The organism is Chloroflexota bacterium (assembly GCA_013152435.1).
GTDB lineage: Bacteria > Chloroflexota > Anaerolineae > DUEN01 > DUEN01 > DUEN01.
Map to the genome: position 1 here is coordinate 1 of JAADGJ010000099.1, position 26,731 is coordinate 26,731.

20 protein-coding genes and 2 pseudogenes are annotated in these 26,731 nt (G+C 63.8%); 8 read left to right on the forward strand and 14 right to left on the reverse strand.

Going from position 1 to position 26,731, the window contains the following annotated elements; all coding sequences use genetic code 11:
• Positions 1-154: 154 nt before the first annotated feature.
• From GXP39_13995 to hpt, 8 genes and pseudogenes are all read left to right on the forward strand, one after another.
• Complete coding sequence (locus GXP39_13995; protein NOZ29145.1) at positions 155-358, forward strand: DUF2892 domain-containing protein; 204 nt, start codon at positions 155-157, stop codon at positions 356-358.
• A gap of 371 nt (positions 359-729) precedes the next feature.
• A complete protein-coding gene (locus GXP39_14000) occupies positions 730-1,425 on the forward strand; it encodes a response regulator transcription factor (protein NOZ29146.1) in 696 nt (231 codons plus the stop codon).
• Positions 1,422-2,807, forward strand: a complete 1,386-nt coding sequence (locus tag GXP39_14005; GenBank protein ID NOZ29147.1) for a HAMP domain-containing protein — start codon at positions 1,422-1,424, stop codon at positions 2,805-2,807. The genes GXP39_14000 and GXP39_14005 overlap by 4 nt, the downstream gene beginning before the upstream one ends.
• A 239-nt stretch (positions 2,808-3,046) precedes the next feature.
• Positions 3,047-3,181: pseudogene (locus GXP39_14010) on the forward strand (lytic murein transglycosylase).
• A gap of 1,001 nt (positions 3,182-4,182) precedes the next feature.
• Positions 4,183-5,085 (forward strand): DMT family transporter, encoded by a 903-nt coding sequence (locus tag GXP39_14015; protein NOZ29148.1) that lies wholly within the window; start codon positions 4,183-4,185, stop codon positions 5,083-5,085.
• Between the two features lie 466 nt (positions 5,086-5,551).
• Positions 5,552-6,151, forward strand: coding sequence for a cytidylate kinase-like family protein (locus GXP39_14020; protein NOZ29149.1), 600 nt, complete (start codon positions 5,552-5,554; stop codon positions 6,149-6,151).
• Positions 6,148-6,531, forward strand: coding sequence for a hypothetical protein (locus GXP39_14025; GenBank protein ID NOZ29150.1), 384 nt, complete (start codon positions 6,148-6,150; stop codon positions 6,529-6,531). The genes GXP39_14020 and GXP39_14025 overlap by 4 nt, the downstream gene beginning before the upstream one ends.
• Positions 6,532-6,560: 29 nt before the next feature.
• Positions 6,561-7,109, forward strand: coding sequence for a hypoxanthine phosphoribosyltransferase (gene hpt / locus GXP39_14030; protein NOZ29151.1), 549 nt, complete (start codon positions 6,561-6,563; stop codon positions 7,107-7,109).
• Between the two features lie 1,388 nt (positions 7,110-8,497).
• On the opposite strand, the gene GXP39_14035 is transcribed toward hpt, so the two are convergent.
• From GXP39_14035 to GXP39_14100, 14 genes and pseudogenes are all read right to left on the reverse strand, one after another.
• On the reverse strand, positions 8,498-9,100 hold the full coding sequence (locus GXP39_14035; protein NOZ29152.1) for a hypothetical protein: 603 nt from the start codon (positions 9,098-9,100) through the stop codon (positions 8,498-8,500).
• A 55-nt stretch (positions 9,101-9,155) separates the two neighbouring features.
• Entirely contained in the window at positions 9,156-9,851 is a 696-nt protein-coding gene (locus tag GXP39_14040; GenBank protein ID NOZ29153.1) for an RraA family protein, read from the reverse strand.
• 79 nt (positions 9,852-9,930) lie between these two features.
• Positions 9,931-11,682, reverse strand: coding sequence for a thiol reductant ABC exporter subunit CydC (gene cydC / locus GXP39_14045; GenBank protein NOZ29154.1), 1,752 nt, complete (start codon positions 11,680-11,682; stop codon positions 9,931-9,933).
• A complete protein-coding gene (gene cydD / locus GXP39_14050; GenBank protein NOZ29155.1) occupies positions 11,679-13,418 on the reverse strand; it encodes a thiol reductant ABC exporter subunit CydD in 1,740 nt (579 codons plus the stop codon). Before cydD ends, cydC begins: the two co-directional genes overlap by 4 nt.
• 162 nt (positions 13,419-13,580) lie before the next feature.
• The gene (gene cydB / locus GXP39_14055; protein NOZ29156.1) at positions 13,581-14,594 is read right to left on the reverse strand and encodes a cytochrome d ubiquinol oxidase subunit II; all 1,014 of its coding nucleotides are present in this window, start codon (positions 14,592-14,594) and stop codon (positions 13,581-13,583) included.
• Positions 14,595-14,615: 21 nt separating this feature from the next.
• A complete protein-coding gene (locus GXP39_14060; GenBank protein ID NOZ29157.1) occupies positions 14,616-15,983 on the reverse strand; it encodes a cytochrome ubiquinol oxidase subunit I in 1,368 nt (455 codons plus the stop codon).
• Between the two features lie 308 nt (positions 15,984-16,291).
• Positions 16,292-19,624, reverse strand: a complete 3,333-nt coding sequence (carB, locus tag GXP39_14065; GenBank protein NOZ29158.1) for a carbamoyl-phosphate synthase large subunit — start codon at positions 19,622-19,624, stop codon at positions 16,292-16,294.
• 181 nt (positions 19,625-19,805) lie between these two features.
• Positions 19,806-20,071 (reverse strand): annotated as a pseudogene (locus GXP39_14070) (DUF2283 domain-containing protein).
• A gap of 16 nt (positions 20,072-20,087) precedes the next feature.
• Positions 20,088-21,125 carry a homoserine dehydrogenase gene (locus GXP39_14075; protein ID NOZ29159.1) on the reverse strand — a complete coding sequence of 346 codons (1,038 nt, stop codon included), beginning with the start codon at positions 21,123-21,125 and terminating at the stop codon, positions 20,088-20,090.
• Positions 21,122-22,243, reverse strand: a complete 1,122-nt coding sequence (gene carA, locus GXP39_14080) for a glutamine-hydrolyzing carbamoyl-phosphate synthase small subunit (protein NOZ29160.1) — start codon at positions 22,241-22,243, stop codon at positions 21,122-21,124. Before carA ends, GXP39_14075 begins: the two co-directional genes overlap by 4 nt.
• Positions 22,244-22,645: 402 nt before the next feature.
• Positions 22,646-23,227, reverse strand: a complete 582-nt coding sequence (locus GXP39_14085) for an N-acetyltransferase (protein NOZ29161.1) — start codon at positions 23,225-23,227, stop codon at positions 22,646-22,648.
• 19 nt (positions 23,228-23,246) lie between these two features.
• Positions 23,247-24,440, reverse strand: coding sequence for an acetylornithine transaminase (locus GXP39_14090; protein NOZ29162.1), 1,194 nt, complete (start codon positions 24,438-24,440; stop codon positions 23,247-23,249).
• Positions 24,441-24,467: 27 nt separating this feature from the next.
• On the reverse strand, positions 24,468-25,250 hold the full coding sequence (gene argB, locus GXP39_14095) for an acetylglutamate kinase (GenBank protein NOZ29163.1): 783 nt from the start codon (positions 25,248-25,250) through the stop codon (positions 24,468-24,470).
• 12 nt (positions 25,251-25,262) lie between these two features.
• Positions 25,263-26,270 (reverse strand): N-acetyl-gamma-glutamyl-phosphate reductase, encoded by a 1,008-nt coding sequence (locus tag GXP39_14100; protein NOZ29164.1) that lies wholly within the window; start codon positions 26,268-26,270, stop codon positions 25,263-25,265.
• Between the last annotated feature and the right edge of the window lie 461 nt (positions 26,271-26,731).

Genomic DNA, 26,731 nt, shown 5'->3' on the forward strand with positions numbered 1-26,731 from the left:
ACTTGGACAAACTGTGCCCGGCATACCGCATCTTCACTGAAAAAGGATATATGGGATGACTTTACATATCCCGCAAACTGTGCGAGAATAAGACATAACATTTCGGTTTGCAGAGCGAAGAAGGATCCAGAAGGAGAGCGGAGGGAGGAAGCCTATGTTCACACCCAATGAGAGCTTATGGGATCGGATCATCCGTATCGTGCTGGGCCTGATCCTGCTTTATGTGGGATTCGGCCCCCCGCTCAGCGGAGCGCTGGGCATCATCGTGGGGATCATCGGGATCATCCTGGTGCTGACGGGCGCCATAGGATGGTGCCCCCTATACCAGCTGCTGAAGTTCGGCACCAAGCGATCCTGACGCTCAGACGCCTCTTGTTTGAGCGCCGCACGGGCGAGAGAAGGCATCTCGCCCGTGTTCCTTTTTCCCAAATCATAGCGCATTCATGGTACAATGAGGATGCAGGAGATCACTAAGAGCGCGTCTGAGAAATGCCGTTGCTCCTACTGTGGGGAGGCCCTCCGGAAAAAGCCTTTCTCCCGCCTTCGACCTGCCCGGCCTCGGCCCGGGCCCTGCGGAAAGGGCCGAGAACGGCAGGTGCAGGCCGGAAAAGCGGGGTTTCCGTGGAGGGGAGATCCCCTTTACACCTCCCCCTGTAGAATCAGACACGCTCTAAAGACGAGATCCCTCCGCAAGGGAAAGACAACGTTCCTCTTGGAGAAGGCACACATATGGCACAACGCATCCTGGTAGTGGACGATGACCGGCAGATCGTCCGGTTGGTGCGCGCTTATCTGGAGCAATCCGGCTTCGAGGTCCTGACCGCCTACGACGGCGAGACGGCCCTACATGCCATCCGCCACGACCGCCCGGATCTGGTCGTGCTGGACCTCATGCTGCCCGGCCGGGATGGATGGGAGATCACGCGCGTCATGCGGGCCGATCCCCACCTATCCAGTATCCCCATCGTCATGCTCACCGCCCGGGTGGAGGACACGGACAAGATCGTGGGATTAGAGCTGGGGGCGGACGATTATGTCACGAAACCGTTCAACCCGCGAGAGCTGGTCGCCCGGGTGAGAGCCGTCCTGCGTCGAGCGGGCGGCGCCGAATCCCCACCGCGCCTGTTGCGCGTGGGGGAGATCACCCTCGACCCCGATCGCCATGAGGTCACACTGCGAGGGGAGCCCGTCGACCTCACCCCCACCGAGTTCGAGCTACTGCGCGCCTTCATGGAGGACCCCAATCACGCCTTCACCCGAGGGGAGTTGATCGAGCGGGCGTTAGGGTACACGTACGAGGGCATGGAGCGCACCCTCGATAGCCATATCAAAAACCTACGCCGCAAACTGGAGGAGGACCCGCGCCATCCCCGGTACATCCAGACCGTCTACGGCGTGGGGTACCGGCTGAAAGGGGACGCATGAGACGACTCTGGGTCTGGTTGACGGCCTCCTTCATCGTCGTCACGCTGGTGGGAATCGTGCTGGTGGCGGTGCTGACCAGCTACCAGGCGAGCGAGGCCTTCCGACGATACGTCTTCCAGTCCGAGGTCAGCGGCGGCGGCGGGCTCGTCGCGAAGCTGGCGGAATACTACGCGAGCACGGGAAGCTGGGAGGGCGTCGACCGGATCGCGGAGGACCTGTTCACCACGCCGGGGGCCGGCAAGGGATACGGGTTCATGCACCGGGGGGTTCCCCGATTCGTCATAGCGGATGCGCAGGGGGATATCGTGTTCGACAGCGCCCACCGCCGGGTGGGCCAGCAGCTCAGCACGACGGAGCGCCAGTTCGCCGTTCCCATCGAGGTGGACGGCCAGGTCGTCGGCTATCTGGATATGGCCACGCCGGGCCCGGCGATGCGACTGTCCCCGCCCGCGATGCGATTTCTCGACAACCTGCGCCGAGCCCTCTGGCAGGCCGGGCTGGCCGCGGGCATCCTGGGCCTCATCCTGGGGTTGATGCTGAGCCGGGTGCTCTCGGCGCCGCTGGCGCGGCTGACCGCGGCCGCGCGGGCGATCGCCTCCGGGGACCTCTCGCAACGGGTGCCGGAAAGCGGCCCCGAGGAGGTGGCCGAACTGGGGAGGGCGTTCAATCAGATGGCGGAGGCGCTGGCCCGGGCCGAGGAGCTACGCCGCAACCTGGTCGCCGACATCGCCCATGAGTTGCGCACGCCGCTCACCGTAATTCAGGGCAACCTGAGGGCCATTCTGGACGGCGTCTTCCCGCTGGAGGCCCAAGAGATCGCCACGATCTACGATGAGACGCGCCTCCTCTCCCGGCTGGTCAACGACCTGCGGGAGCTGGCGCAGGCGGAGGCCGGACAACTGAACCTGGAGCGACGTCCGGTGGATGCCGCCGAGCTGATCCAGGCGGCCGTGTCCAGCTTCGGCCCGGTCGCCTCCGATCGCGGCATCCACCTCGAGGCCGAGCTTCCTCCCGATCTCCCCCAGGCACACGCTGACCCGGATCGCATCAGCCAGGTCCTCCGCAATCTGGTCGCCAACGCGCTCCGGCACACGCCGAAGGGAGGACGGGTGACCATCGCCGCCGAGGTAGGGCCGACCGGTTTCATCACGATACGCGTACGAGACACGGGCAGCGGCATCGCTCCAGAGGATCTACCCTACGTCTTCGAGCGGTTCTGGCGGGCGGACCGCTCCCGGGCCAGGGATTCGGGAGGAGCCGGGCTGGGGTTGGCCATCGCCCGACACCTTGTGGAGGCACATGGCGGGGAAATCGGAGTGGAGAGCCAGGAGGGGCAGGGGACCACATTCTGGTTCACGCTCCCCACGGTCCAGGGAGCGTAGATTCCACGCTTACAATGGCCCCGCCGTCCGTGGGACAGGCGCCAGCCTTCCGCACCATCGCGGTGATAAGCTAAGGACATCCCTTTCGATGACAGGAGCTGAACGTGTCTGACGCCAGGAAACCCAGAAGGATCAGCCGCCGACTCTTCCTCTCCGGCGCGAGCACGCTCCTGCTGAGCGCATTGGTCGCATGCGGCCGCGACAAGACGCCAACTCCCACTGAGGTGGCCCGGGTACAGCCCACATGGACCCCCACACGTCCCAGCCCGACGCCCACCGCCACGGGGAGCCCCACGCCGACGGGAACCCCTACCATCACGCCCACGCCGACACGGGTCCGCCCAACGCCCACACCGACAGCGACGCCCTTCCCGCCGGGGCCTCCCACCAAGCTGGGGCTCTTCGTCACCCGAAACGATCCGGCCCTGTTCAGCCTGATCGAGACTCGCAACGTGGCGCTGGTGAAAACCCTGGAATTGGACGCCAACTTCGCCCGACAGATCAAGGAGATCTCACCGGACACGCGGATCGTGGGTCGCATCGACCTGCCGCAAATCGAGCTCAGCGCCATCGATCCCGGACATGAGGCCCGACGCTTCGTGGAACAGCTGCTGCCCATCGCCGGAGATCCCCAGCGCATGCGCTGGTTCGACGCGTGGGAGGCATACAACGAGCCCGTCCCGGCCGACAACGCCGCCATGCGGCGCCTGGCCGACTTCGAGGCGGAGAGAACCCGACTGCTGGCCGAGAGGGGCATCCGCTCCGTTATCGGGAACTTCGGCACCGGGCATCCGCCGCTGGAGTTCTGGCCCGATTTCCTACCCGCCGTGCAGGCGGCGAAGGAATACGACGGCTACCTGGGCCTGCACGAGTACTCGGCGCCGGTGATGTGGTTTGGCACGGGCAAGAATCAACTCAACCCGGCGGCCGACGAGGGGGACGAGGGCTGGCTGACGCTGCGATACAGGAAAGTCTATCGCCAATTCCTGATCCCCAACGGCTTGGTCGTCCCCTTGCTGATCACCGAGTGTGGGATCGACGGGATGGTGGGGGGACGCCCGGGCCCGCAGGGAAAGGGCTGGAAAGATTTCGTAGAATACTGGGCGGAGATCGGCATGGGAAGGGACGGGCCGGGGAACTACATCGAGCAGCTGGCCTGGTATGACGCCGAGCTTCAGAAGGACGAGTACGTCAAAGGGGCGGCCATCTTCGCGGCCGCCGCCTCGCCGGGATGGGAGAGCTACGAGATCCTCGGCGAGGCGGCGCAGATCCTGCGCCAGTATCTATCGGTACACCCTCCACGCGGATAGGCACGGAAAGAGGAGACACAACGACGTCGCCGCGCGAAGAACGCCTGCTGGACAAAGCCATCGGCATGGCCCTGGTGAATGTAGCGACGTTCACCTGGGCTACCAACATGACGCTGGGGCGATGGCTGGCGAACGACATCGGCCCCATCACCCTGGCAGCGCTCCGCTTCCTCCTGGCCTCCCTGCTCTTCGCGGCTCTCCTGAGCCGGCGGCCACCATCAGAGCGCCATCTCGGTCAGGACCGCTGGCTGCTGATCGGCATGGCCCTCAGCGGTGTGGCGATCTTCGGCCCTACCCTATACCTCGGGCTCCGCTTCACCACGACCGTGAATGCCACGTTGATCAACGGCCTGGGCCCCCTCATCACGGGATTGCTGTCCGGCCTCCTCATCCGGGAGGCGATGTCCAGACGCCAGGTCGCCGGGGCCATCGTCAGCCTGGCCGGCGTGGTCATCGTGATCTCGGGCAGCACCGGCACCCTCCGAAACCCCTGGCATGGAAATATCGGAGACCTCATCGTTCTGGGAGCGATCACCCTGTGGGGGCTCTATTCCGTCCTCGGGCGAAAAGTCATGCGTCATCGGTCGGCCCTTTCCGCCACAGCCCTGTCCACGATCCTCAGCCTCCCCGTCCTCCTGCCCGCCGCCCTATGGGAAGCCCAGGCATACCCTGTGCAATGGCGGGAGGAGATCATCCTGGCCATCATATATATCGGCATCGTCCCGGCGGTGATCGGCTTCCTCTCATGGAATGAGGGAGTGCGACGGCTGGGAGCCAGCGGGGCGATGGTGTTCTACAACACGCTGCCGCTCTACGGGGCTTTGCTGGGGCATGTCTTCCTGCAGGAGCCGATCACGCTGGCTCACTTTCTGGGGGGAGTGCTGATCATCGGAGGAGGGCTATGGGCGGCGAGAGGAGGCCAGAGGGAGGGATCCCCTCCGCCTCGACCGGATCCCAACGGGCGATAGAAGGGGATGCACCTCTCAAAGCCCATTGGTATCAAGTTAGGCGATACGGAAGCGTGGCCCCGTATCTCTGGGGTGGCTCGGAGGGGCGATGCCGCCCCTCCGAAGAAACCTATTTTCAAGCCCTCACCTGCCCCGTGGGGCCGGAGGCCGCCGGCCAAAACCCCAACTAGGCAGGTAAAAGGCGAGAAAAGGAGTTTTTCTGCGGAGGGGATGCCCCTCCGCACCTCCCCTTTCAGGTGCGACCGCCCGTGGAGGGAAAAAGCGACAGGCGGGGGCCTCGCTCATACTGTTAAGTTGATGCGAGTAGGGGTGCGCCTCTCAAAGCCTATCCGAACATCCCAGGAATAAGGGTTCACGACCCGGCATGAAAATTTGTTGTCCCCCGGTTGGCGCTATGCTATAATCGCAGTGAGCTGCACGTGCAAACAGGACACGTGGGGCCCTCTGCCAGAGGAGATCAATGGCGGTGATCACGATCTCACGACAATTGGGCAGTCTGGGGAACCAGGTCGCCCACGCGACGGCCCGGCGGCTTGGCTATCGCGTGGTATGGCGTGAGGTGATCAATCAAGCCGCGCGCCGGGCCGGGGCCCCAGAGGTAGCCCTGGCCACCATCGACGACCTGGGACTGCTGGGGCTACGACCATCCACCAAGGCGCGCCGGGCCTATCACCAGGCGGTACGCCAGATCATGGAGGAACTGGCCGCCGAGGGGAACGTGGTCATCGTCGGCCGGGCCGGACAGGTGATCCTACGCGGCCGTCCGGATGTGCTGCATGTGAAGGTGATCGCTCCAACGCAGCTCCGCGCCCAACGGATCGCGGACAAGCAGGGGATCTCCCTAGAGGCGGCCTGCGCTCAGATCGAGGCCAGCGACCGCACCCGGAGGAATTACCTGCGCCGATATTACCACGTCCGGTGGGACGACCCGGAGCTGTACGATCTGGTCATCAATACGGATCGGATCTCCCCCGAGATCGCGGCGGAGCTCATTGAGATGGCGGTATCCCGTTGCCTGTCGGCCCTGCCCTCATCCACCCCATCATCTTCAGGAGATCGACCTTGAGCAAGTCTCAGCAGAGCAAGCCGAGATTTGCCCACCCGGCGGAGGAGGCCTTCGCCCGAATCCTCGACTACTATGGGATCCGGTGGGAGTACGAGCCCCGAACCTTCCCACTGGAGTGGGACGAGCAGGGAAACGTCATAGAAGCCTTCTCGCCCGACTTCTACCTCCCCGAGCAGGACCTCTACATCGAGCTGACCACGCTGCGCCCCCAATTGGCTACGCGCAAGAATCGCAAGCTGCGCCGGATGAAGGAGCTCTACCCGGAGGTGAACATCAAACTGTTCAAGCGGCGAGAGCTGCGCGATCTGATGGTCAAGTACGGGCTGGACCACGAGGCCGCTAAGATAGCGGGGACCAAAGCACAACAGAGGGAGACGTGAACGGATATCCACCGGAAGCTTATGAGGAGCTGGCGGAAAGCATTCGTGAGGTATTGATTCCCGCCGAGGAGATCGAGAGGAGGGTGCGGGAGATCGGGCAGGCGATCTCTCGCGACTACGCGGGCCGTAATCCGCTCCTGGTGGGCGTGCTGAAGGGTGTGCTGTTCTTCATGGCCGACCTGCTGCGAGCCATCACTGTCCCGGTGGAAGTCGATTTCATGGCCGTCTCCAGCTACACGCCGGAGTCCCGGGATCAAGGGCTGGTGCGTCTGGTGAAAGACCTGGAGACCCCCATCGCGGGCCGTCATGTCCTGTTCGTGGAGGACGTCATCGACACCGGGTTAACCCTGAACTACCTGTTACGCAACCTGAGGGCGCGCAACCCCGCCAGCCTGGAGGTCTGCGTCCTGTTCAATAAGCCGGAGCATCGGCTGATCGACATCCCGTTGAAATACAAAGGGTTCGATCTGCCGGACCGCTTCGTCGTCGGATATGGACTGGATCACCGGGAGCGGTACCGGAATCTCCCCTTCGTGGGATTGCTGAAGCCGGACGTGCTCCAGAACAACGCCGGCTGAGCCATCGAAGGGAGGCCTGTAACGCGAAAAAGGCGCCTCCGTGGAGGCGCCTTTCCGACAAAAGCAGGGGCCCCAAGTAACCTTCCAGCTCCTCGCCTTTTCGGTATCCTCCCCTCATCGCCCAGAGGGCTCTGAAGGTCGGTACCTACTGTCCCCTCGGCTCCACTTCACCGCTGTCGCCAATCGGTGTCCCTCCGAAGAGATCACACCTCTTGACCCTCGATGAAGCTTCATCGCCTCGGGTGACTCAGCCGCCGCTGCGCCCGCTCCTGCCGAGTGATTGCTCACCCTAACAAGAGCTCATTACGACAACGGTGGCTTCTACGACGAGGTGCCTTCCAATTCCTTGGGGCTCCCTCACCCTTTGAGAACTCCCCTCTTTCGAGGTTTGTCCTCTCCAGGCAATGGCTAATATAACCCAAAAATATCCCGTTGTCAATACCCAAATTCCCAAATCGCCGAAATTTTAAGCAACGATGACTTGACCCTATCCCAGGACCCTCTCGCCTCAAAGCATGTCTGAAAAATTATCGGTCAGATGTCTGAGAGGTTTCCTCAGAGCGTGTCTGAAAATTTACCGGCAAGATGTTCTGAGGGGTCTCCCTCAACGACCAGCTCCACAGGGGAAGGTGTGGAGGGAGCCTCCCCTCCACGGAAATCCCGCTTTTCCGGCCTGTACCCGCCGTTCTCGGCCCTTTCCGCAGGAATCCGGGCCGAGAACGGGCAGGTCGAGGGCAAAAGAAGGGCTTTTTCCGGAGGGGCGGAGCCCCTCCGGGCCTTCCCACGGCAGAAGCAGCGACATCTCTCAGACACACTCTCAGACACCATCTCCTCAAAGGAAATATGGAGGGAACCTCCCATAGCAAAAGTAATGACATTTCCCAAACACGCTCTCGGAGGGATCCCTTCAGATGCAAAAGGGATGTAACGAAGAGGTTCAGGAGAAGGATTCTCATCTCCTGGATCGGGGGAATGTTCATATCTCTCCACAGGTGATAACCAAAAGAAAATAGTATTTAGTAGTAGGGTGTGATCTCAGATGTGGAGAAGTGGTACTTTTTTCCTATCTCTAGGTGCCCCCGTAAGGCAACCCGCTACATCTAGGGGGTGTTTTCCTCATATCCCCTCCCTCCCTTTGGGATATCTCGTTGAGAGCCTGTGTACAGGTGTGTATAACCCGTGAGGAGGGGAATCTGGTATTTGGAAGCTGGAATACATATATCTGGGAAGGCGCCTGGCCTCACCTACGATATCTAGGGCTCTCGCCCTCTGCGCCCGCTCAGTTAAACATAACATCGCATATCGGGATAACCAAAAAATCCTATATCAATCCTCCTTTCTTCCCCATAGTTTTCCCCAGGTCTTGTTCGGGATATTGGGAATCCCTTCTACAGCTCCTCGGACAGCAGGCGGGCCATCAGGATGGTGTGGGCGCTCCACTCGATGCGCTCCAATATGTCGAACGCGTCGTTCAGATCGCGTCCTAAGGTGACGATGCCGTGCCATGCGAGGATGAAGGCCAGTCCGTGCTGGGAGAGCTCATCCCTGCGCTCGGCCACGGCCTCCACCGTTCGGATGGCCAGCTCCTGGGAGTGGGCCGGGATGGGAGGGATGACCGGCACTTCTCCGAACTTCTCCGTATAACCGCTGGTGGGAGCGATGGGACGCCCTGTGGCGGCGAACACGTTGATGTACCTGGGGTGGGCGTGAATGATCCCGTTCACCTCCGGGAACTCGTCATAGATGGCCAGATGCAGGGCGCTCTCCCGGGAGAGCGCCCCATCGCCGGCGATGATATGATGTTGCTCGTCCAGGACCATCACCTGTTCCGGACGCAGGTTCCATTGGTGCCTGCTGCCCGCGTATCGGGGACTCATGTAGATCAGGCCATCGACCCGATGGCTGACGTTCCCCCCGGCCGAGTTCGTCAGAAATCGCTGATACATCAGGCGCCCGATCTCTACCACTTGCTGGCGGGGATCCGCGGACATATGCCTGCCTTGCCTCCTGTTGCTGCCTATGACATCTCGCGTTGGGAAGGGCTTCTCACATGCGCCCGTATTTGGCGAACACCTCTTCCACCGGTACGCCGGCAGCCAGCTCCCGGCGGGTGTTTTCCTCCTTCTCCTCCAACTCCTCGACCTTTAGCAGCACCTCGTAGGCGATCTCCTGTGGGATCACCATGACGCCGTCCGCGTCTCCGACGATCCAGTCGCCTGGATTCACGCGAACCGACTGGGTCAGCGTGCCGGTCATGTAGATGGGAGTCATGAAGTCCTCCGCCCTCCAGCGCTTGGCTGACTCGATCGGGGATGTGTAGCGGACGAACACCGGCCAGTCGGGAATGCGCAACAGCCCCGCCAGATCACGGATGCCTCCGTCGATGACGACGCCCGTTGCCCCGTGTTGTCGGGCGGTGTAGCTCATCATCTCTCCCCAGTGACCCGTTTGGTCCTCTTTTTCCGCGTTGACGACGACGACGCATCCGGGGAACATGGCCTTGAACATGCCCCAATTGGCGAACTTCTCCGATTGGGGCAGCTCATCCCCCGTGCGGGGCTCTCGGGTTCCTCGCACAGTGAAGGCCGGGCCCGCCACGCGCATCTCATACGTCAGGGGTTTGATGCCCAGGGATAGGCACTGATTGGGCAACCCCATCCTGTCCAGGGTGTCGTAGATGGAGGCCGAGGCACACTTACGGTACCGCTCTGCCATCTCCGCTACGGAAATCGGGTACTCCATGGCGGTATCCTCCCTTCGCAAACGAAATGTAACGGAATGTGGTGATCGCCGCGGGGTGTAGCTTATCCCATTTGCGAATTTATGTCCAGCCTTCTTCCAGAATGGCGGCCTGATTCTGCCATTCCCACATCCGATAGTAGAGCCCCCTCGCCTTCAGCAGATCGGAGTGACGGCCTCTCTCCACGATCCTCCCGGCTTGCAGCACCAGGATCTCGTCCATGGTCCTCGCGTCCGCCAGCCGATGGGTGATCATGAGCGTCGTGCGCCCCTCCATCAGCGCGTGAACGGCTTCGAGCACTCGCCGTGCCGTCAGAACGTCCAGGTTTGCCGTCGCCTCGTCCAGGATCAGGATGGGCGCGTCCTTCAGCAACGCCCGGGTGATGGCCAGCCGTTGGCGCTCGCCGCCGCTGAGGCGTACCCCCTGCTCTCCGATCCATGTCTCGTAGCCTTGGGGCAGCGACTGGATGAACTCGTGGATCTGAGCCTGCCGGGCCGCCTGGATGATCGCCTCCTCGTCGGCGTCCGGACGGGCGATGAGGAGGTTCTCCCGGATGGTGGCGTTGAACAGGTGGGTGTGTTGGGAGACGACGGCGATCATCCGTCGCACATCCTCCTGCCGATACGCTCGCAGATCCCTGCCGTCCAGAAGGATCCGACCATCCCGGTAGTCCCAAAAGCGCAGCAGCAGGTGGACCAGGGTGGACTTCCCCGCCCCGCTGGGGCCCACGATGGCCAGCCGCTTGCCCCGCGGCAGGGCGAAGCTGATATCGTCCAGGGCTGGCGGGTCGCCCGGGCGGTAGCGGAAGCTCAGATGTTCCACGACCAGGTCCGGCTCCCGTGGCGGGGGCGCGGGCGAGGGCGGATCCGACACGGCCGGGTGGGCGTCTACGATGTCGAACAGCCGCCGGGCCGCCTCCAGGCTGGACTCCAGGTGCTGGGCCGCCTGGGATAACGGCGTGATGGCCTCAAAGCTGGCCAGGGCCGCCAGGATGAGCGCTCCCAGATACACGCCGTTGATGTGCCCCTCGCGGATCAGCGGGATGGCCACGAGCAGGATCCCCCACATGCCCACGTGGGCCAGCAGCCCTCCCAGGGCGCTTTGCAACCCCTCGGCCCATGCCAGGCGTCTTTGCGCCTTTGCAAGCCTCTCATCCGTGGAGCGTATGGACTCCAGATGATCCTGGGCCCGGTCGAATGCCAGCAGGTCCGCCATGCCCTGAATGCCATCGACGAGGGCTGCGTGCAGCTCCGCTCGTACGATCACCGTCTCCTGCCCCGGGCGCCGGCTGAGGATCCGGATCAGCAGCGGGACGCCGATCCCGGCAACGAGGAAGGCGATCGCCAACATCGCGGCCAGGGCGGGATGGTATCGGTACAGGAAGGCCGTCATGGTGAGGAGCGTCAGGAGGGCCACCGCCGGCGGGGCGATCACGCGTATGTAGAAGTGCTGCAGGGATTCGATATCCCCGACGATCCGGCTCAATAGGTCTCCGCTTCGATGCTCCATGAGTCTGGCCGGGGCCATGGGCTCCAGGGCCTCGTAGAACCAGACGCGCAGGCGCGCCAGCAGGCGAAAGGTCGTCTGATGGGAGACATAGCGCTCCAGATAGCGGAACACGCCGCGGGCGATCCCAAAGAATCGAACGCCGACGATCGCCACCTGGAGGTCGGCGATGGAGGGGTGGAGCGCGGCGCGAGCGATGATGTAGGCTGACGTCGCCATGAGCCCGATGCTGCTGCCCACGGTGGCAAATCCCAACAGGGCGGAGAGGGCGATCCACCCTTTGAAGGGGGTGATCAGTTTGAGCAATCGCCAGCCGGTTCCCCTCATGTCGCCCTCCCCGCCATGTGAGCCGTAACCAGGCGTCGGTAGAGCCCCTCCCTCTGAAGAAGGGCCTCGTGGGAGCCGGATTCCACCACCCGGCCGCCCCGGAGGACGACGATGTGGTCGGCGGTGTAGATGGTGTTGAGTCGGTGGGAGATGATGAGCACCGTCCGCCCCCTGGTGAGGCGCTCCATGGCATCCTGGATCAGAGCCTCCTGCTCCGGATCCAGATGGGCGCTGGCCTCATCCAGGATCAGGAAGGGGGCATCCTTCAGGAACGCCCGGGCCAGCGCGATCCTCTGAGCCTGTCCCCCGCTCAGCCGGGCCCCCCGTTCTCCAACGAGGGTCTCATATCCTCGCGGCAGGGCTTGGATGAATTCATGCGCGTGCGCCAGTCGAGCGGCCTGGATCACCTCCTCCATGCTGGCGTGGGGGCAACCCAACCGAATGTTCGCCGCGATGGTCTCATGAAACAGGTATGGGTGCTGGGGCACCCAGGCGACCCATCGACGCCAGTCCGTGATAGAGAGATCGGCGAGGGGGACCCCATCCACGGTGATGCACCCGCGGCTCGGCTCGATGAACCTCAGGAGAAGATAGGCCACCGTGGTCTTGCCGGAGCCGCTGGGGCCGACCAGGGCCACCCTTTTCCCATGGGGGATGTGAAAGGAAACCCCCTCCAGAGCCGGAGCTCTCTCCTCCTCATAGGCGCAGTGGACGTCCTCGAAGCGGATGTGGAAGCGATGCGGGGTCCGCCGCGATCGGATGGCCGGCGGAGCGGTGACGCGAGGGCGGGTCTCCAGGATCTCGAAGATCCGGGCGGCCGCCGTCACGCCGTCCACGGCGGCGTGGAAGCGTGTGCCCAACATGCGGAGCGGGATATAGAACTCCGGCGCCAGGAGTAGGACGAAGAAGGCCCGCTCGAAGTCCATGCGGCCGTACAGAAGCCTCAGCCCGATCTCCACGGCGACCACGGCCGTGCTGAGGGTGGCCACCAGCTCCAGCACCAACGCGGAGAGGAAGGCCACCTTCAGCACGCCCATCGTCGTCTCTCGGAAGCGATCGGTCACCGCTGCGATCACTCGCGCCTGTGCCCGGCTTTGCCCTAGCAGCTTCAGCGTGGTCAACCCCTGCAGTACGTCGAGGAAATGGGCGCTCAGGCGGCTCAGGGTCTCCCACTGCCGTTTGCTCAGGGCGTCGGCCAGGCTCCCGATCAGGACCATGAAGATGGGGATCAGGGGGGCGGTGAGCAGGAGGACCAGTCCGGAGATCGCATCCCGTGGGAGGACGAAGGACAGGTAGGTGAGGGGCACCAGGACGGCCAGCGCCAGCTGGGGCAGGTATTGGCGGAAGTAGGCCTCCAGCGCCTCGATCCCTTCCATCGCTGCGTTGCTCAGCTCACCGGTTCGTTCCCCACTCACGTAGATCGGGCCCAGGGCGATGATGTGGGCGAACAGGCGGGTTCGGAGGGCGGACTTCACCCGGGCGGCCGCCAGGTAGCCGCTGGCCTCGCTCCCCCACACGGCCAGGGCGCGCCCGGCTATAATGACGAGCAGCAGGGCCAGATAAGGGGAGACCTCTGCCAGGGCGGCCTCCTTCAGGAAGACGCGATCGACGATGCGGCTGAGATAGCGGGCCTGCAGGACGGTGAGAATGCCCGCGAGGAACCCCGCTCCGATCGTGAGCGCCAGATACCATCGAACGGCTCGGGCCTCGCGCAGCAGACGTGGATCCAGCTTCATGCAAGGGGCCTCGCTTCGGCTGTCAAGGGGACGCCTTCAGAGTGTGCGGGAGGGCCGGCCCGTCCACGCTTGGACAAGGCCAGCCCTCTTACGCGAAGGTGTCTCATCGGGCGGATCACGGCGCAGGAGCCGCCGAGAGCCCGATTGCGCCACGGAAGAGCTCTAATATTCCAGATGCTGCTCACGGGTGATCCGGCCTCGGAACACCCAGTAGGTCCACCCCTGGTAGATCAGCACGATGGGCACGAGGGTCAAAGCGATGATGGTCATCACTTTCAGCGTGTAGGGGCTGGACGAGGCATTGTAGATGGTCAGGCTCCAGTCAGGATTCAGGCTGGAGACCATGACGCGCGGGTAGAGCCCTCGGAAGATCGTGGTCATGGACAGGATGATCGTCAGCGTGGTCATGACAAAGGCCCAGCCATGACGACCTCTTCGGACGAGAGGGTAGACCGCTATGAGGGTGACCACGCTGCCCACCGCGCTGATGCCCGGATTCACGCCCAGCCGGATGAAAATGTCCGTCGCAAAGTATCCCGCGATCCCGAAGAGTAGAACGATGGCCATACAGGGGATGCTGAGCCTCAAGGCGATGGCGTGTGCCCGTTCCGAGATCTCTTCGTCGGCCTTCAGGGCCAGGAAAAGGGCTCCATGCAGCGTGAAGACGGCGAGGGAGGACAGCCCGCCCAGCAGCGCGTACGGGTTGAGCAGGTTCCAGAAACCGCCGACGTAGTTCATGTCGGCGTCAATGGGCACCCCGCGAACCAGGTTCCCGAAGGCCACCCCCCACAGCAGCGCGGGCACGAGGCTTCCGATGAAGATCATCCTGTCCCACAGGCTCCTCCAGCGGGGGTCCTTATCCTTGCTCCGAAACTCAAAGGCCACCCCGCGCACGATCAGGGCGAGCAGCATGAGCACCAGGGCCAGGTAGAACCCGCTGAACAGGGTCGCATACCAGTGGGGAAAAGCCGCGAACATCGCCCCGCCGGCGGTGATCAGCCAGACCTCGTTCCCATCCCAGAAGGGGCCGATGGTGTTGATGATGATGCGACGGTCGTCGTCGCTCTTGCCCAAAAGGGGCAGCAGGATGCCCACGCCGTAGTCGAACCCCTCCAGGACGAAGAAGCCGGTAAACAGAACGCCTATTAGAAGGAACCATACGGTGTTCAGGTCCATGGTATGCCTCCCGGTGCCTTGCTATGCCTGTGCCATGACCAGGATCGCCTCGTCTTCGGCCTCGCCCCGAGCGTATTTCGAGAGGAGGTACACATCGGCGACCATCAGCGCCCCGTAGAGAAGCGTGTAGGCGATCGTTGAGAACAGGACCATGCCGCCGGATACGGTGGGCGAGACCGCTTCGGCCGTCTTTTGCAGGCCGAAGACGATCCATGGCTGCCGTCCCAGCTCGGTCAACAGCCATCCGGTGCTGTTCGCGAGGTACGGCAGGGCGATGGCCCACATCAGCATTTGCAGATAGCGGGGCTGGGTCGTGAACCGATCATTGGCCAAGAGGTATACGCCATATAGGGCCAGGAGGGCCATCAGGAAGCCCGCCCCCACCATGATCCGGAAGGACCAGTAGGTGATCGCGATGGGAGGCGCGTAGTTCCCCGGCCCGTATTTCTGCTCGTACTCTGCCTGAAGGTTCTTGATCCCTTTGACCTCCCCGTCCAGGCGGTTATAGGCCAGCAGGCTCAGCAGGCGGGGAATCCGGATGGCGAACACATCTCGTTGCTCGGCCTCGTTGCCGATGGTCAGCAGGGAGAAGGAGGCGGGGTTCTCGCTTTCCCACAGCGCCTCGGCGGCGGCCATCTTCATGGGCTGGGCCTGGACCATGTGCTGGGCCTGGCTGTGGCCGAGGAAGATCACGAGAACCGTTCCCACGGCCCCGTAGATCACAGCGATCTGGAAGGATCGACGGAACACCTCCCAATCCGTCTCCCTTCGCCTCAGCAGGTGGTAGGCGCTGATGCCCAGCACAAAGAAGGCACCCGTGGTCATCCCGCTGAAGAACACGTGGGGGAACTGCACCCAGACGTGCGGATTGGTGACCAGGGCGAGGAAATCGGTCATCTCCGCCCGGCCGTTTCGGATCACGTAGCCCACGGGCTCCTGCATAAAGGAGTTGGCGATCAGGATCCAGAGGGCCGACAGGTTCGAGCCGATGGCGACCAGCCAGATCGTCGCCGCGTGCAGCTTCTTGGAGAGCTTATCCCACCCGAAGGCCCAGATGCCCAGGAAGGTGGACTCGAGGAAAAAGGCCAGGAGGGCCTCGATGGCGAGGGGTGCGCCGAAGATATCGCCCACGAAGCGGGAGTATTCGGACCAGTTCATCCCGAACTGGAATTCCTGCAGGATGCCCGTGACGACGCCCATGGCGAAGTTGATCAGGAACAGCTTCCCCCAGAAGACGGTCATGCGCTTGTACGTCTCATCGCCGGTCCGAACGTACAGCGTCTCCATGATCGCGATGAGGATCGAGAGGCCCAGCGTGAGAGGCACGAAGAAGAAGTGGTAGACGGTGGTGATGGCGAATTGCCATCGGGCGATGAGCAGTGCGTTCATGGGCAGACTCCTTTCTGCAATCGCTCAGTGGTACCTCTTTGTGAATCACTGCAAGGATCGCATGAAGCCCGGCGGAGAGGATACATCGTCGAGCTTGTGGGCGGAGATGAGGTTTTGTAAAGGAGTGGAACACACATCCGTAGGGATAAGGGCATGCCTGAAGATTATCGGCGAGATGATCGAGGGCGTCCCTCAGCGTGGAAGGCACTGCCTTCCGCTATCCACACCAAATGGATCGCGCCTGATGCGACGCGATCCGGTGAGGCTGATCTGATGTGTAAAGTATCACGAAAAGCTTTTTAATTATACTACATTTCTGATCGATACGAAAAAACGGAGGTCGCTCTGGGCGTGTATTTCGCCTGCTCTTCCGGCGATCGCTGATAATGTTCCTGGAGGCTACGCACGCTTAGCTCACGCTCTCGCAGCGCCCGAATCCCCTGAACCGCGGCGGCCGCCGCGGAGAGGGTCGTCAGGAGGGGGACGCCGTGTCTCACCGCCGCCTGGCGGATGGCCATTCCATCGCCGTGGGCTTCCCGTCCCAGCGGCGTGTTCAGGATGAGGTCCACTTCGCCGCGCTTGATGTAATCCACCACATGGGGAGATCCCTCGCTGACCTTGTTGACGGCCTGCACCGGGAGCCCTGCCTTGGCCAGGAACGCCGCCGTCCCTCGGGTCGCCAGAAGGCGGAATCCCAAACGGTACAGATCCCGGGCGATCTTCAGGGCACTTCCCTTGTCGTAGTCGTTGACCGAGAGCAGGGCGGTCCCTTGCAGGGGCAGGGAGTCCCCGGCGCCCATCTCCGCCTTGGCGAAGGCGTGGCCGAACCGGGCGGCGTGTCCCATCACCTCCCCGGTGGAGCGCATCTCCGGCCCCAGCAGCGCGTCCGCCCCGGGGAGCTTCTTGAAGGGCAGCACGGCCTCTTTCACAAAGAAGCCGTAGATCTGGGGCTCATCGGTGAAGCCCAGCTCCTCTAGCGTCTTCCCGGCCATCACCTGGGCTGCGATCCGGGCCAGCGGCACGCCTGTCGCCTTGGACACGAAGGGGACCGTGCGCGATGCGCGGGGGTTCACCTCCAGCACGTAGACGATGTCATCCTTGATGGCGAACTGCACGTTCATCAGCCCGCGCACCCCCAGCGACAATCCCAGCCGTTCCACGTACTCGTAGATCGTGTTCAGATGGAAGTAGCTGATCTTGTACGGAGGCAGCACGCAGGCGGAGTCGCCGGAGTGGACGCCCGCCTCCTCGATGTGCTGCATCACGCCGCCGATGACCACCCGCTCGCCATCGCAGACGGCGTCCACATCGATCTCGTAGGCGTCCTCCACGTATTGGTCGATCAGGATGGGGTGTCCCTCCGCCGCGGCCACGGCCTCGCTCACATAGCGCTCCAGGGCTTCCTCGTCGTAGCAGATGGCCATGGCGCGGCCGCCCAACACGTAGGAGGGGCGTACCAGCACCGGGTAGCCGATCTGGCGGGCGATACGCTTGGCCTCCGCCAGGTCTCTGGCGATGCCGTTCGCCGGCTGAGGGATGTCCAGCTTCGCCAGTAGCGCCCCGAAGCGCCCCCGGTCCTCGGCCAGGTCGATGGCGTCAGGGCTGGTCCCCCAGATGGGCACGCCCGCGGCCTGCAATCGGTTGGCTAGGTTGAGCGGCGTCTGCCCGCCGAACTGGACGATCACGCCCTGGGGCTGCTCCTCCTCCACGATGTTGAGCACATCCTCGAAGGTCAGCGGCTCGAAATAGAGGCGATCGGAGGTGTCGTAGTCGGTGCTCACCGTCTCCGGATTGCAGTTGACCATGATCGTCTCATATCCCAGATCGTGGAGCGCCCAGCAGGCGTGCACGCAGCAGTAGTCGAACTCGATCCCCTGCCCGATGCGATTGGGTCCGCCCCCTAGGATCATCACCTTGGGCCGATCGGTGGGCCCGGCCTCGTCCTGCGTCTCGTAAGTGCTGTACAGGTAGGGGGTGAATGCCTCGAACTCGGCCGCGCAGGTGTCTACCCGCAGGTAGGTGGGGATGATGCCCAGCGCCTTGCGGCGTTCCCGGACCTTCAGCCCTCGCTCGTGTGAGTCCGGCGCCGGCTCGCCCCATTGCAGCAGGTCGCCGATCTGCTCATCGCTGAAGCCCCATCGCTTGGCTTTCCGCAGGATATCGGCCGGCAGGGACTCCAGGGTGTACGAGGACAGCTCCCGTTCCAGCGCGATGATCTGCTCCATCTGGGCCACGAACCAGGGGTCGAAGCCGGTGAGGCGGCTGGTCTCCTCCAGGGACCACCCCGCCATCAGCGCGTCGTGCAGTGCGAACAGGCGATCGCGGGTGGGGATCTTGAGGAGGTCCCGTATCCGTTGCGGATCATCGGCATCGCCGGACGCCTCAGGCTGCAACGGGTCCTCAGCCAGCCCGCCGAACCCCTTCCGCCCGATCTCCAGTGAGCGGAACCCCTTCTGCAGCGCCTCCTTGAACGTGCGGCCGATGGCCATCACCTCGCCCACGGACTTCATCTGCGGCCCCAGGACGGGGTCGACGCCGGGGAATTTCTCGAAGGCCCACCGGGGGATCTTGACCACCACGTAGTCGATGCTGGGCTCAAAGGCGGCCACCGTCACCCGGGTGATGTCGTTCTTGATCTCGTCGAGGGTGTAGCCGACAGCCAGCAGGGCCGCGATCTTGGCAATGGGGAAGCCGGTCGCCTTGGAGGCCAGCGCGGAGGATCGAGAGACGCGCGGGTTCATCTCGATGACCACGACGCGGCCGTCCTCCGGGTTGACGGCGAACTGGACGTTGGAGCCGCCCGTCTCCACCCCCACGGCGCTCATCACCGCGCGGGCCTGGTCTCGCAGGCGCTGATACTCCTTGTCTGTGAGCGTCTGCGCGGGCGCCACCGTGATGGAGTCCCCGGTGTGTACGCCCATCGGGTCCAGGTTCTCGATGGAGCAGACGACCACGAAGTTATCGTTCCGGTCCCGCATCACCTCCAGCTCGAATTCCTTCCAGCCCAGGACCGACTCCTCGACGAGGACGGAATGCACGGGGCTCTCGCGCAGGCCGAAGCTCACCTTCTCCGCGAAGTCGTCCGGGCCGAAGGCCACGGCTCCGCCTGAACCTCCCAGGGTAAACGATGGGCGGATCAGCACCGGATAGCGGCCGATCTCCTGGACGATGGCCTGGGCCTCCTCCATGGAATGGGCGAGGCCGCTGCGCGGCACGTCCAGCCCGGCCTTGAGCATCGCCTCCTTGAACAGGAGGCGGTCCTCGGCCAGCTTCATCGCCTGGAGCGACGCGCCGATGAGCTGGACGCCGTATCGATCCAGCACGCCGCTCTCCGCCAGCTCGACGCCCAGGTTCAACCCCGTCTGCCCGCCGACTGTGGGGAGCAGCGCGTCCGGTCGCTCCCGGTCGATGATCTTCTCCAGGATCTCGGCCGTCAGGGGCTCCACGTAGGTGGCGTCGGCCAGCTCCGGGTCCGTCATGATGGTAGCCGGGTTGGAGTTCACCAGCACCACCCGATAGCCCTCCCGCTTCAGCGCCTTGACGGCCTGCGTTCCAGAGTAGTCGAACTCACACGCCTGGCCGATAACGATCGGCCCGGATCCGATCACCAGGATCGAGTGAATGTCCGTTCGCTTTGGCATTTGTCAGCCCTTTATCCCTTTACCGTTGAGCGTAGGAAAGTATCTGAAAACTCATCAGCAGGGTATCTGAGGGGGCTCCCTCAACGACCAGCTCCGTGGGGGAAATCTCTCTCCGAAGGGGCGAACCCCCTCCATCCCCCCATGGGTGGGAGCAACAGGATCTCTCAGGTACGCTCGAAGGCTATCCACTGTGAGGTGAATTGCCAGGTTTTGCGAGCGAAAGCTTGGCCTCTTCACCGGTTGCTTCGTTTACGATGACCAATAAACCCTCTGTCTCCCTACCCAATTGCTCGTTGGCATTGAGCAACTCGATGCCGTAGACCGTACCATCAGGAGCGATGTCTATGACTAGCTCGTCGCTGACACGGATGGATTCTACCTCTCTGCGGGATGTTCGCGAAAGCGAATGTACGCTATGTTATAGCGTGGATCATATGTAAATCTCATCGATGGATCGGCTCGCTCACGAGACCTCCGTATAAAGACCAACCACATCCCGCAGCATGGCCGCCGCGGTAGGCATCGGGCCGCGCTCGTCCACTTTCGCGAACTGCACGCCCATGATGTCCGTGTGCCAGAGGATTCCCATCTCCCAGCCGGATACGGAGGCCAATGGATGATCCAGCGGCAGCGCGGCCGGGTGTACCGAGAACCGATATTCATCGTTACGACGGTGGGCCACGGCGATCAGCTTGATGGTCTGTCCCCGGGCCCGGGCCGCCGCCATGTCCTCCACCGTGATGTGCTGGATGCCCAGCACGTCGACGTCCTCCAGCGTGGCGGGGACGCCCAGGACCGCGTTGGCGATGATCACCAGCTTGTTGGCCGTATCCCAGCCTCGGATGTCCAGGGAGGGGTCCGCCTCCGCCACCCCCTCCACCTGGGCCTCCCGCAGGGCGTCCTCAAAGCTGCGCCCCACCTCCATGGAGCTGAGGATATAGTTGGTGGTCGAGTTCAGGATGCCCTCGATCCGGTGGATATCGCAGGCCACCCAGTCCCGCTGTCCCATGTTGATCACCGGAAGCGAGCCGCATACCGTGGCGGAGAAGCGCAGGGACACCCCCTGGCGTCGTGCCTCCTCGGCCAGCTCCTGATAGGCCAGCACCAGTGGCGCTTTGTTCGCCAGTACCACGGACATGCGACGCTTCAGAGCGATACGCGCGCAGTCCAGCCCCGGCTGGCCAGTGCGCAGGTTCACCGGCGATGCATCCAGGATCACGTCCGCGTCCACCTGGCGCACCATCTCCACGGCTGGCATGCCACGGTGCCCCAGCCGGGGATACTGCCCGACCCCGCGCCCCGCCCTCTTATGGCGCAAGAGGTTCGCGTGATCGATGCGTCCGGCGCCGAGGACGGCGCCGCTGCTGTCCGCCACGCCGACCAGCGCCAGCTCCAAGCCATAGCGATCCCGCAGCGTCTTGCGCTTGAGGGTCATCAGCTCCAGGAACGACCGGCCTACGTGACCCAGGCCGACCAAGGCGACGCGAACAGTGTGGGTCATTTTCGCATCAACTCCACGAACTGGCCGAACAAGTAGTCGGCATCGTGAGGCCCGGGGCTGGCCTCGGGATGATACTGCACAGAGAAAACGGGACGATCGTTGAGGCGCATTCCCTCGACCGTCCCGTCGTTGAGGTTCCAGTGGGTGATGGTGACCTGGGATGGTGGCAGGCTTTCCGGGTCCACCGCGTAGTTGTGGTTCTGCGCTGTGATCTGGACAACCCCTGTGGCCTCATCCCGCACGGGCTGATTGCCGCCGTGATGGCCGAACTTGAGCTTGTACGTGCGTCCTCCCAGCGCTCGTCCTAGGATCTGGTGTCCCAGACAGATGCCGAACATCGGCAGCCCCTCCTCCAGGAGCCGGGCGACGGCGGCGGCCGCGTAGGGGACGCCGGCGGGGTCGCCAGGCCCGTTGGAGAGGAAGACCCCGTCGGGGGAGAGCGCCAGCACGTCCTCGGCCGGGGTGTCGGCCGGGACCACGGTGACCCGGCAGCCGTGGTCTACCAGGCGGCGCAGGATGTTCCACTTGACGCCGAAGTCATATGCGACGACGTGGAAGGGATGGATCTCGCTGGGCTGGAAGCCGTGCGGCTGAAACTGGCGGATGCCGCCCTCCGTCCAGTGATAGGGCTCCGCGCAGGTGACCTCCTGCACCACATCGCGGCCCTCCAGCCCCTCCCAGGCTCGCGCCATGGCGATCAGCTCATCGGCGGGGACATCCTCGGTCGTCAGTGCCGCCTTCATGGCCCCCTGCTCCCGGATGTGTCGCGTGAGCGCGCGCGTGTCCACCTCGCTCAGGCCCGGGATCCCGTGGCGGGCCAGGTAATCGGGGAGCGATTCCACCGCCCGCCAGTTGGAGACCAGCGGGCTGACCTCGCGTACGATGAAGGCCTGCACCTGGGGCCGGGCGCTCTCCACGTCCTCCGGGTTCACGCCGACGTTGCCGACATGGGCTACGGTCATGGCGACCATCTGGCCGCGATACGAGGGGTCGGTGATGACCTCCTGGTACCCGGTCATCGAGGTGTTGAACACCACCTCGCCCACGACCGTGGCCCTGGCCCCGAACCCCTCGCCGTAGAATAGCGTGCCGTCTTCTAAAGCCAGTAACCCTTTCATTGCGTGTCCTTACGGATCGTACCGTTCTCCTTGTTCGCTCTTGTGCCGCGCCTGCGCGCGGGATGGATCGGGCGACCTCCGGACATGCTCCGGGGACGCGGCATGCGATGGGCCTGCGTCCCTCGGCCGCCAATACTCTCCAGGTTACATTCTACATGAGAACGCTCTCTTTCTGAAATCCTCGCGCTCGCCGATCCTCAGCCGGACTGCCATCGATTGCTCTGTTCATCTCCCCCACGGAAAACTTCGCTTTTCCGGCCTGCACCTGCCTTTCTCGGCCCTTTCCGAAGGACCCAGGCCGAGGCTGGGCAGGTCGAAGGCGGGAGAAAGGCTTTTTCCGGAGGGCCTCCCCACAGCAGAAGCAACGACATTTCTCAGACACACTCTGAGAACGGGCGCGTCTCATTTCCTCATCGCCGTGGCGAGGTTGCGTCGCCAGGCGACGGGGACCGCGCTGCTCAGGAAGTGATCCCAGCGAAAGGATCCCTCCGGTGTGGGGATCGCCTCCTTCAGATTGACGATCACGGCGATCTCATCGCAGCGATGGAATTTCGGGCAGTAGATGCACTCCTGCCAGATCTTGGGGCTGATATCCCAGCGATCCACCACTTTGAACCCCAGGCTTTGGAAGAAGTGCGGCTGGAGCGTCAGCGCGCAGACCTGATCGATCTCGGCCTCGCGGGCGACCTGCAGGAGGTATCGCACCAGCGCGCGGCCGATCCCGCGTTTCTGCATTTGGGGAGCCACCGCCAGTGAGCGTATCTCCGCCAGGGAGGGGCTCAGACGGGCGAGGCCCGCGCAGCCAACGATTTGCCCCTCCCTCTCCGCCACCACGAAATCGGACAGGTGGCGCAGCAATTGCTTTTCCGAGCGGGGCAGCATCAGGTTCTGTGCCGCGTAGACGTTGATCAGCTCGGCCATGGCCGGCACGTCCTCCGCCTGGGCCGGCCGTATGATCACGTCCGCTTGAGCGTCGTGGTCCATTCTCGATCTCCATCCGGGGTTACAGCGTGGTCAGGATCTCGCTGATCCCCTGGACCGCTCGGTCCAGGTCCTCTCGCTCGATGACCAGCGGCGGAACCAGGCGTAGCACCTTCTCCCCCGCGTTCACCATGATCAGCCCGCGCTCGTAGCCCGCCTGCACGATGGGGGCGACGGAGATGTCCATCTCGATCCCCACCATCAGCCCACGTCCCCGGATCTCCCGGATGTGTGGGCTGTTGATCTCCTGCAGCCGCTCCACCAGGTAGGCGCCCTTGGAGCGCACCTCGGCCAGGAAGGCCGGGTCGCTAATGCGGCGCACCACGACCTGCGCGGCCGCGCAGGCTACCGGGTTCGCCCCGAAGGTGGACCCGTGGTCGCCGGGCTGCATGACGCTCCCCACCTCTTCCGTCATCAGGATCGCGCCGATGGGAAGGCCTCCACCCAGCGGCTTGGCCAGCGTCATGATGTCCGGCGTCACCCCATACGGCTCGTGGGCCCATAGCGTCCCGGCGCGCCCCAGCCCGCACTGCACCTCGTCGAAGATCAGCAGCGCGTGGTGCTGATCGCACAGCTCGCGCAGGCCCTGCAGGAACTCGGTCGTGGCGGGGTGGATGCCGCCCTCCCCCTGGATCGGCTCCACGATCACGGCGCACGTCTCGTCGGTGATCGCCTCGGCCGCCGAGTCCAGATCGTTGAACCGGGCGATCTGCACGCCCGGCATCAGGGGGCGGAAGGGCGCCTGATACTTCTCTCGCGGCGTCAGGGCGAGCGTGCCCATGGTGCGCCCGTGGAAGCCGCCCTCAAAGGCCACGAACTGGATCTTTCGATCCGCCTGGTCCGGAAATCGGGTCTTGGCCCACTTGCGGGCGAATTTGATGGCCCCCTCATTGGCCTCCGCCCCGGAGTTACAAAAGAAAACCCGATCGGCGAAGGACCGCTCACACAGCATCTGCGCCAATCGGGCGTGAGGCTCCATGTGGTAGAGGTTGCTGACGTGGATCAGCCGGGCGGCCTGTTCCTGGATGGCCTGCACCAGCTCTGGATCGCCGTATCCCAGCGCGTTGACGGCGATACCGGAGACCAGATCCAAATAAGCGCGCCCCTGATCGTCGTACAAGGTGCATCCCTCGCCGCGCAGGATGACGAAGGGCGGGCGGACGTAGGTTTGAAGCACGTACTGCTGCTCTAGGTTGATGATCTCTTGTCCGGTCATGAAATCCGCTCCTGTTTTGGAATCTGGTTACGCGAGCTGGTGGCTCGCCAAGACGAAGGCCGTCCCGGAATCGCTCAGGAGGCCGTTCAGGTCGGTGATGATCGCCTGAGACACGCCGCCGTGGATCGCCTCCAGGGCGGCCCGCACTTTGGGGATCATGCCGCCGGTGATGATCTCCTCCGTGATCCACTGCTCCGCCTGGTCGGCGGTGATGGCCCGGACGCATTGCCCCGCGACCAGGACCCCCGGCACGTTTGAGATGAAGGCCAGACGATCGGCGCCCAGCGCCTGGGCCAGGGCCGTGGCCGCGTGATCGGCGTTCACGTTGTAGACGTGCCCGTCCAGTCCCAGGGAGATGGGAGAGACCACGGGGATGATGCCCTCCCGCAGCAGGGCCCGGATCACGGCCGGCTCTACGGAGACGATGTGTCCGACCCATCCCAGGTCGCCGGCCGGGTGGGTCATGCGCTCCACGCGCAGCAGCCCCCCATCCACGCCGCTCAGCCCCGCGGCCGGGATACCGGCCTGCACCAGCGTCGCGACGACCCGTTTGTTCACGCGGCCGGAGAGCACCATCTCCGCCACGGCCAGCGAGTCGTCATCGGTCACGCGGAGCCCATCGATGAATCGCGGCTGCAACCCGATCCGCTTCTGGAGTTGCGCGATCTCCTTGCCGCCGCCGTGTACGATGATGGGAGCCCAGCGCTCCCGTAGCTTCGCCACGGCCTTGACCATCGCCCCCAGGAAGCCGGGCTGGTCGATCTCATTCCCGCCGAACTTCAGCACGATGATGTTGGACCCTTCTCCCATAGCTCCTCCCGATCAGGCCAGTCCCAGGGTCTCCGGCAGGCCGAACATGACGTTCATGTTCTGGACGGCCTGCCCTGAGGCGCCCTTGATCAGATTATCGATGCTGGAAGTGACGATCAGCGTATTGGAGTGGGCGACCCGTGTCAGCCCGATGGCACAGCGGTTGCTGCCCACCGTGTGGCGCAGGGTGGCGGCCTGGCCCGGCGGCAGCAGATGGATGAAGGGCTCGCCCGCGTAAGTCTCCCGGTAGAGGTTGTGGACCTCCTCGCCCGTCACGTGGGAAGGCACCTCCACGTACATGGTGGAGAGGATGCCGCGGCTCACCGGCAGCAGATGGGGCGAGAAGATGATCTCGTAAGGCCCGTTGATGGCCCCCAGCTCCTGCTCCATTTCGGCGATGTGCCGGTGGGAATGGCCGATGCTGTAGGGCGACAGGTTCTCGTTCACCTCGACGAAGTGGGTGGTCAGCTTGGGGGTGCGTCCGGCCCCGGACACGCCCGATTTGCTGTCGACGATGATCTTCTCGCCGAGGATGCCTGCTCGGGCCAGAGGATACAGGCCCAGGATCACGCTGGTGGGATAGCAGCCGGGGTTGGCGATCAGGCTTGCCTCGCGCACCTGCTCCCGGCGGAGCTCCACCAGGCCGTAGACTGCCTCCTGCAGCAGCTCCGGCGCCGAGTGGGACGTCTTGTACCAGCGCTCGTACACGGCGGGATCCGCGATGCGAAAGTCGGCCGACAGGTCGATGGCCCGTTTGCCCGCCTGCCGGACCCGGCGCACCATGTCCATGGAGGCGGCGTGCGGCAGGCAGAGGAAGGCGATGTCCACGTCGTCCAGCGGCGCGTCCGCCGCCGCGATGAGGGGCAGATCCCAGGGGCAGGGGTAGAGATCGCAGAGTCGACTGCCGGCCGAACTCTCCGAGGTGGCGAAGATGATCTCCGCCTCGGGGTGTCGCAGCAGGATCTGCACCAGCTCAAAGCCGGTGTACCCGGTCGCTCCGAAGATCCCGATCTTGATCACGTTGGCTGCTCCGATCGTGTCGTGGTGTGGCGAGTTCCTGATACCGTGGCAAATGAAGGCTTTCCAATAAAAAAGCTCTCCGTCTGGAGAGCTTGCCGCCAAGATCTTCTTTGATCGCCCTATGGGCCCGGCCCACGCGCAGCTATCCAGACCAATGGTCCGGCTGCAACCTCCTAGGGCTCCTAGGCAATCGGGCGTGAATTGGAAGAGGACTCATAATTTCTCTGCGTTTTCCCTGCGAATTGAGCTGTGCGGCCTGGCATCTTGCGAGGCCGCTGGCATATTGGTTATACCACGGCTGTGGCTCCCTGTCAAGCAGCGATCGGGACGGCACAGGGCCTTTTGAAAGTCCAGCGTTCCTATCGGCATCCATGACACCTGCAGGGACGAGGATGGGTCCGCTCCTCAAGATTGGCCTTTCGAGTGGCGAAAGGCGCTGCCTTCCGCCACCCGCACCAAGA